7 protein-coding genes and 1 riboswitch are annotated in these 7,922 nt (G+C 45.5%); of the genes, 6 read left to right on the top strand and 1 reads right to left on the bottom strand.

Annotated features, from left to right (window positions below):
• From rpsD to QVP35_RS03905, 3 genes are all read left to right on the top strand, one after another.
• A partial coding sequence (gene rpsD / locus QVP35_RS03915) for a 30S ribosomal protein S4 (RefSeq protein WP_288187750.1) occupies positions 1–578 on the top strand: 578 nt, incomplete at its 5' end.
• Between the two features lie 45 nt (positions 579–623).
• The gene (locus tag QVP35_RS03910) at positions 624–1,580 is read left to right on the top strand and encodes a DNA-directed RNA polymerase subunit alpha (protein ID WP_006568512.1); all 957 of its coding nucleotides are present in this window, start codon (positions 624–626) and stop codon (positions 1,578–1,580) included.
• A gap of 73 nt (positions 1,581–1,653) precedes the next feature.
• Positions 1,654–2,190 carry a bL17 family ribosomal protein gene (locus QVP35_RS03905; RefSeq protein ID WP_006568513.1) on the top strand — a complete coding sequence of 179 codons (537 nt, stop codon included), beginning with the start codon at positions 1,654–1,656 and terminating at the stop codon, positions 2,188–2,190.
• A gap of 158 nt (positions 2,191–2,348) precedes the next feature.
• Here QVP35_RS03905 and QVP35_RS03900 read toward each other — a convergent pair whose 3' ends face one another.
• Positions 2,349–5,039 (bottom strand): hypothetical protein, encoded by a 2,691-nt coding sequence (locus tag QVP35_RS03900; protein WP_009289939.1) that lies wholly within the window; start codon positions 5,037–5,039, stop codon positions 2,349–2,351.
• 176 nt (positions 5,040–5,215) lie between these two features.
• Positions 5,216–5,300: riboswitch (cyclic di-GMP riboswitch) on the bottom strand.
• Positions 5,301–5,425: 125 nt separating this feature from the next.
• Here QVP35_RS03900 and QVP35_RS03895 point away from each other — a divergent pair.
• The 3 genes from QVP35_RS03895 to QVP35_RS03885 form a co-directional block, all read left to right on the top strand.
• Positions 5,426–6,277, top strand: coding sequence for an energy-coupling factor transporter ATPase (locus QVP35_RS03895; protein ID WP_022260815.1), 852 nt, complete (start codon positions 5,426–5,428; stop codon positions 6,275–6,277).
• Positions 6,262–7,125, top strand: coding sequence for an energy-coupling factor transporter ATPase (locus QVP35_RS03890; protein WP_006568518.1), 864 nt, complete (start codon positions 6,262–6,264; stop codon positions 7,123–7,125). The genes QVP35_RS03895 and QVP35_RS03890 overlap by 16 nt, the downstream gene beginning before the upstream one ends.
• Positions 7,118–7,922, top strand: an 805-nt coding sequence (locus tag QVP35_RS03885) for an energy-coupling factor transporter transmembrane component T family protein (protein ID WP_288187749.1), incomplete at its 3' end; no start/stop codon positions are given. The genes QVP35_RS03890 and QVP35_RS03885, both read left to right, overlap by 8 nt.

Below are 7,922 nucleotides of genomic sequence, written 5' to 3'. Positions count from 1 at the left end.
CTCCAGTCTTAAAAAGATGTAGATCCTTAGGCCTCGATCCTGTATTTTTAGGAATCGACAAAAAGTCTAACAGAACCTCAACAAGAGGAAATAGAAAAAAGAGTGAGTACGGACTTCAGCTCCGTGAAAAACAGAAAGCGAAGTTTATCTACGGTGTATTAGAAAAACCGTTCAGAAATTACTACGCAAAAGCAGAAAAAATGAAAGGTCAGACAGGTGTAAACCTTATGACACTTCTGGAACTGAGACTTGACAATGTATTATTCCGTCTCGGATTCGGAAGAACAAGAAAAGAATGCAGACAGATCGTTGACCACAAGCATGTGCTTGTAAACGGCAAAACTGTCAACATCCCTTCTTACAGAGTATCTGTAGGTGATGTGATTGAGATCAAAGAAAACCACAAAACTTCTCCTAGATACAAAGAAATCTTAGAAGTAACCGGCGGAAGAATGGTTCCTTCTTGGTTAGAAGCAAACCAGGAAGCACTGAGCGGAACTGTAAAGGAATTACCTGCAAGAGAAGAGATCGACGTTCCTGTAAATGAGACACTGATCGTCGAGTTATATTCTAAATAATCGTAATAACCCTCAACAAATTCCTAACCCAGAAGGAGGGCTTAAATGTTTGAATTTGAAAAGCCAAATATTGAGATTAGTGAGATTTCTGAAGATAACCGTTTCGGACGTTTTGTAGTCGAGCCGTTAGTGCGCGGCTACGGAACGACACTCGGAAATTCCTTAAGGAGGATCATGCTCTCATCTCTGCCGGGCGCTGCAGTCAGTGCTGTAAAGATCAAAGGTGTGCTGCATGAGTTCAGTTCCGTTCCGGGAGTGAAAGAGGATGTCCCTGAGATCATCATGAACATCAAGTCCCTGGCGATTAAGAATAACAGTTCTACGGACGAACCAAAACAGGCCTTTATTGAGTGCTCCGGAAGCGGTGTCGTGACTGCCGGTGACATCAAGGCTGACAGTGATATCGAGATTTTAAATCCTGATATGGTCATCGCGACATTGAGCGGAGATGACGCACATCTGGATATGGAACTTACGATCACAAAAGGCCGCGGTTATGTCGGTGCCGACAAAGCAGACAAGGAAGGCAACTCTATCGATGAGATTGCAGTCGATGCAATCTATACTCCGGTAGAGCGTGTGAATCTAAAGGTGGAAAATACCCGTGTGGGACAGGTGACAGACTACGATAAACTTACTTTGGATGTCTTTACAAACGGAACCCTTTCACCGGACGAGGCGGTCAGCCTCGCTGCCAAAGTATTGTGCGAACATCTGAACCTGTTCGTAGATCTCTCCGAGAATGCCAAGACAGCAGAAGTCATGGTTGAAAAGGAAGATGACGAGAAAGAAAAGGTTCTGGAGATGAGCATTGATGAACTGGAATTATCCGTTCGCTCTTATAACTGCCTGAAGAGAGCAGGAATCAATACTGTGGAAGAACTGACCAACAAGACTTCAGAAGATATGATGAAGGTCCGCAACTTAGGACGTAAATCATTGGAAGAAGTTCTTGCGAAATTAAATGAACTTGGATTGGCATTAAATTCAGGGGATGAATAAGAAATCATAAAAAGACCCGCCTAGGCTGAAGGTATGAAGTAAGCATGGCGAAAAATCACAGGAGGTCATTATAATGGCAAAATACAGAAAATTAGGAAGAACATCTTCTCAGAGAAAAGCATTACTGCGTTCACAGGTAACCGATCTTTTATACAGAGGAAAGATCGTTACAACTGAAGCAAAGGCAAAAGAGATCCGCAAGATCGCTGAGAAATTGATCGCAATGGCAGTCAGAGAAAAAGACAACTTTGAGACAGTCACTGTTGACGCTAAAGTAGCAAAGAAAGACAGCGACGGAAAACGTGTCAAAGAAGTTGTTGACGGAAAGAAAGTCACTGTATATGAGACAGTGAAAAAAGAGATCACAAAGGATATGCCTTCCCGTCTTCATGCCAGAAGACAGATGTTAAAGGTATTATATCCGGTAAAAGAAGTTCCGACAGAGCTTGCAGGCAAAAAAGCCAACACAAAGACTGTTGATCTTACAGAAAAGTTATTTAACGAATATGCACCGAAGTATGCCGATAGAAATGGTGGGTATACAAGGATCGTAAAGATCGCACAGCGTAAAGGTGACGGTGCCTTAGAAGTATTGATCGAATTAGTATAATAAGAGCCATATTTTGAAAAAGAAGCAGATTTTATCCTGCTTCTTTTTTTGCCATGAATTTTGGGCCGGAGACGCTTTCTATAAATTCTCAGTACCATCAAATCAAAAACGGATGAAATCGTGTAAATATAATTTCATCCGTTTTTTGAATTGCTTTTTTATAATTCTGTGCGCTTTTTAAGTAGGAAGCTGCCGCAGATCAGGCTTCCGGAAAGGATCAGAAGTAGAGAAGGGAAACTGCGGTGTGTATCGGCTGTATTGGCCGTACTGCCGACGTAGCCCTGTCCTTTGGAATCTGATTTAGAGATTTTTTTATTGGACGCGGTTTTTTGTACAATGTCTTTTTTTCCTATAGCAGTTTTGCTGAGGGAAGTATTCTTTTTATTAGAGGTATTCTTATCTCCTCCGGCAGAAGTTGTATTGACAGCAGATTCTGAGGCTGCAGCAGCCTGGTCCTTATATACAAGGGTATAAACAGAAAACCGGTCGGTCTCGACTGTTACCTTGTCAGGCTCTGTACTTAAATTGTTCAGAGTGTCAGCACTGTAGATTCCGTCGGATTCTTCGTGGATGCGGATCACCTGGAACTGTCTGTTTTCTTTTCGGTATTCTTCCGGGACCTCAAAGGTTAGCCTTAATGGTGAGGCTAAGGTATGGATACTCTCCGGCACATCGTCAATTACCTTCATGAGATTGAGATCCAGGATGACAGCAGGCTGAGTCTGGGTGCGGTGCATTTCCTTCTCTAGGAGTTTGCTGATATCTGTAGGCGGATCAGATACGGGAGAAGAATTCAGGACAATTTCTATACTGCTTCCGGTGTTTATTTTTTCCCGGTCTTCCTGCGTCAGAAAATGGTCTGCATCGCTGTTTTCCAAGGCCACCCCAGGGGCTTCCGGGGGCTGCTGTACGGCGATGGAGCCGGAAGGTGTATTATAAGAAGCAATCTTCCAGAACGCAGAGTCCGCTGTTTCATTGTAGTTTAAAGTTCCGTTTCTCAGTGCAAACCAATTTTGTTCTGCACCGCTGCCATGGAACGTCACTGCAGTTTTTCCGGCTGAAAGTCCTGTAACTTTTAAAAGTGTCGGGACACCGTCAGATTTTGGTTCAAAGGAACTGACTGTAATCGGATGGCTTACTGATAAAGTATCAAAATGAGCAATACCGTCAAAAGTTGATGCGCTGTCTTTTATGATAAGATCAGATCCTGTTTTGCAGGACAGGGAATTTCCCTTGAGCAAAAGGCCTCCCCAGAGAAATTCTGTTTTACTGTTGGTGACGGTCATAGCGGCCTGTGAGGACTCTGTCAGACTCCTGGAACTCTTGTCATCCACTTCACCGACTAAGATGTAGTCGCCGTAGTACATGGTTCCTTCATATTCGCTTCCCTTTACATTTTCGAGGGAAAAAGAAATTTTTCCAGATTTGGCGGAACCTCCGCTGATGGATTCTCCGCCTCCCACAATAGTGCCTACGATTTCACTGTCTTTGTAAAGGGTAGAGCAGGTACCTTTTACATCTGCGCTGGAGCCCTGACCTGAAGCCTGACCGCCGGTGTGAAAAGCAGCGGCTGCCAGATTGCCGAACTGTTCCTGTACCGGAGAGACAGAATTGACTACATTCAGTGTAACAGAACCGTTTACATCAGCAGAACCTCCGCCGGAAGCGGTACCCCCTGCAGTTACATAGCCGTATATACTGGAACAGTTGGTCAGATTGGCAGTGATACTGCCGGAAACATCGGCGCAGGCATGATTACTCGCATCCCCGCCGCCGTGGAAGATCATGACTTCATTTCCGCTTCCTGCAAAGGAAGAGGTGATGGAGCCGCAGCTTGCATGAGCGTTGGCTCCGCTGGCATAACCGCCCGAATATACTTCACGGATGTCTACACTTTTCATTGTACAGGAAACAGAACCAGATACATCTGCGGAGGCTTTACCGTCCCCGTTTGCTGTGGCATAGCCGCCTCCGCGCAGAGAATATGTCCTGCTCGTGACACTTATGTTTACTGAGGCTACATCCGCTGAGGCATTATATGCTCCGGTGGTATACGCATAGCCGCCTCCGTATAGGTTGCCATGGTTGCTGGACGGGACAGAGGGAATGTCAACAGTAACAGATCCGGATACATTGGCACTGGCATTTCCCTTGGATGCATTGGCATATCCTCCTCCATACACTGAAGAAGCATTCACAGTACCTGAGACTTTAATGGAGACATTTCCACTTAGATCCGCATTTCCGGTACCATCGGAAAAACCTCCTCCATATATTCTGGACACCTGTACATTTTGGATGTCAATCGTTACATTTCCTTTTGCGGGTTTATTTTTTCCTCCGCCATAGATTGTAAAACCGCTCGTAACCGATGTGTCAGACAGACGGGAATTACCGGAGGCATCAAAGACATAGGCTTTGCCGTCGGAATCCTTCTTGATCACGATGGAAGTGCCCTGAGCATAGAGTGTACTGCCTTCGATCATGATTTCCTGATCACTTGCAGCAGTTTTTTTCATTTTCACGTCTTTTTCAGATACTCCTTCATTGGAAATTTTGGCTGCAGCTGAGTTTTGGGAATCTGTCGTCTCTTTCTTTGAGGTCTCGGTAACCTCTGGTTCAGGCGCTGCAGTTGTCTGCTGACTTTCGGCTGTCTCTGTCGGCCTGTCAGCAGATGCAGGTTTTTCTTCCTCAGATGCAGCCACATTCTCTGAAGAGGATGCCGCCTGAAGGTCCTTCTTTGCTTCCAGCGGTTCCTCCGCTGCATAACTTAAGTTGCCCAGAGTTGCAAGGCCGAGTGCAAGAAATATTGCGGTTAGCCACGCAGCAGGCTTTTTCAAGCGTTTCATAGTAATCTCCCCCTTATTTGATATGTTGTCATGATACTAAAATAAAAAACTCCGGCGGTATCCTGCCGGAGTCGATTTTATCTTAAAAAATGCAACGTAAGTCAAACTGCATAGAAAATATGCAGTACAAAATCCATCGAGAGGGCTATGAAAGTACAATAGTCCCGTAGGTAAAATGGAGCAACCAGCTGCCGTACCAGTAAATGGTTTAGGCCCTTGGCTTTGCGTCACCGGATTTCCCCGGTTTTGCCAAAATATAAAGACCATTTTAAGCGGTGCTTATTTCTACCCTAAGTATATGGTCTAACAGTAGGAATGTCAATGAATACCTATTGTTTCCAGAGAATTTTATTGATATAATGGAGCATATGTCAAAGGAGAAACCAATGTCAATATTACAGATCAAAGATTTAATTCATCAATATATAACGTATGGGGAGAAGGAAGAGGAAACTCAGACAATAAATGCCGTAAATGGTGTGGATATGTCGGTGGAAAAAGGGGAGTTCATTGCCATTCTTGGACACAACGGCTCCGGCAAATCTTCCCTGGCAAAACATATCAACGGACTGCTGCAGCCCACATCCGGCTCTGTTTGTTTAAAGGGTATGGATACAAGAGACCATGAAAAGCTCCTGAAGATCCGCCAAAGTGCAGGCATTGTATTTCAAAACCCGGACAACCAGATTGTCGGTTCTGTAGTAGAAGAAGATGTAGCCTTCGGCCCGGAAAATATCGGCGTTCCCACAAAAGACATCTGGAGTCGCGTGGCAGGGGCACTGGAGGGCGTCGGGATGACCGCTTACCGCAGTGCAAGCCCCAATCATTTATCCGGCGGACAGAAACAGCGCATAGCCATTGCAGGGATCATGGCTATGGAACCGGAGTGTATTATCTTGGACGAGCCCACCGCGATGCTGGATCCTAAGGGAAGGCAGGATGTTTTGTCCCTGTCCAGGGAACTAAACAAAGAAAAAGAGATCACGATCATTTTAATCACACATGATATGGAAGAGGTACTGTTGGCTGACAAAGTGTTTGTCATGGATCAGGGAAAGGTCGTAATGAGCGGAACGCCAAAGGAAGTGTTTGCCCATGTTAAGGAGCTGAAAGGGTACGGGCTTGAAGTTCCGTTTGCCACAGAGCTTGCTTACGAGCTTAAAAAGGAGGGTATCAGGCTTTCTGATGCGATAACGACAAGGGAAGAACTGGTGGAAGAGTTATGTCAATTAGTTTAGAAAAAGTAAGTTATATATATGAAGATAATTCGGATATAAAGAAGCCCGCGCTGATCGATATAGATTTAGAGATCGGAGAGGGAGAATTTATCGGCATCATCGGACACACGGGATCGGGTAAGTCTACGCTGATCCAGCATCTGAACGGTCTCATGGAACCTACAAAAGGAAGGGTGTATTTTGAGGGAAAGAATATCCACGATGACAATTATGATATCAAGAGCCTCCGGGGAAAGGTCGGCCTGTGTTTTCAGTATCCGGAACACCAGCTGTTTGAGACAACCATACTGGAGGATGTCTGTTTCGGCCCTATGAACTTTGGGGCATCCAAAGAAGAAGCTGTCAAAGCCGCGAAGGAGGCACTCAAAGACGTGGGGATCTCAGAAGAACTGTTCGGAAAGTCGCCGTTTGAACTGTCCGGAGGACAGAAGCGCAGAGTAGCTATCGCAGGCATTCTGGCAATGAAGCCTGAATATTTTATTCTGGATGAACCGACCGCCGGTCTGGACCCTGAGGGAAGGGTACAGCTTTTAGAACTGCTGAAGCGTCTCAATCAGGAACAGGGTATCACGATCATACTTGTATCCCACAGTATGGAAGACATTGCATCCTATGTAGACAGGATGATCGTCATGAACCGTGGGCGGCTGGAATTTGACGGGGATAAGGAAGAGGTGTTTTCCCATCAGGAAGAACTGGAGCAGATGGGACTGTCCGTACCGTTTTTCAGACTCCTGGCCAATGATCTGAAAGAAAAAGGATTTCCTGTTGAGGGAGAGATCCTGACTCTTGAAGATGCCAGGAGGGCAATCCTAAAAACATTAAAGAAGGAACAAACATATGATTAAAGACATCACCATAGGACAATATTACAGATCAGATTCTATTCTTCACCGGCTGGACCCGAGGGTAAAGCTGGTGGGGACATTGATTTTTGTCATAACCTTGTTTTTCTCAAAGTCCCCGCTGACTTATGCGGCTTCTCTGCTGTTTTTGGCTTTGATGATCGGCCTTTCCACTGTACCCCTTTCTTTTATTGTCAGGGGGCTGAAAGCCGTTGGCGTTATTTTGCTTTTTTCCGTTGTCATCAATATTTTCTTCATACCGGGGGAGGCGATCGTACATTTCGGGGTTATCAGGATCACCAAAGAAGGAGTCATCACAGCCGTTTATCTGGGCACAAGGCTGGTGATGCTTGTATTGGGCACTTCCCTTATGACCTTTACGACCACACCCAACGAACTCACAGACGGGCTCGAAAAGTCCCTGGGATTTTTGAAGCTGATCAAAATTCCTGTGCATGAGATTGCGATGATGATGTCGATTGCCCTAAGATTTATCCCGATCCTCACAGAGGAGCTGGACAAGATCATGAAGGCCCAGACTGCAAGGGGAGTGGATTTTAAAAATGGAAGTTTTCTGCACCGGATGAAGAGCATGGTGCCGATCGTAGTGCCGCTGTTTGTGGCGGCGGTAAGGAGAGCCAATGACCTGGCCCTGGCCATGGAATCCAGGTGCTACCACGGAGGGGACGGACGGACGAAGATGAAGCCTCTCAAATACTGCAGAAGAGACCTGCTGGCCTATCTGTTTTTGGCTTTGTTTTTGGCACTGATGATTTACCTGGGATTTTTCTGTCCGATCG

The sequence above is a fragment of the Anaerostipes sp. CAG:276 genome (assembly GCF_000432215.1).
Lineage (GTDB): Bacteria > Bacillota > Clostridia > Lachnospirales > Lachnospiraceae > Anaerostipes > Anaerostipes caccae.
Note: the sequence above shows the minus strand (reverse complement) of the source record. Positions and strands in the feature narration are given on the sequence as shown.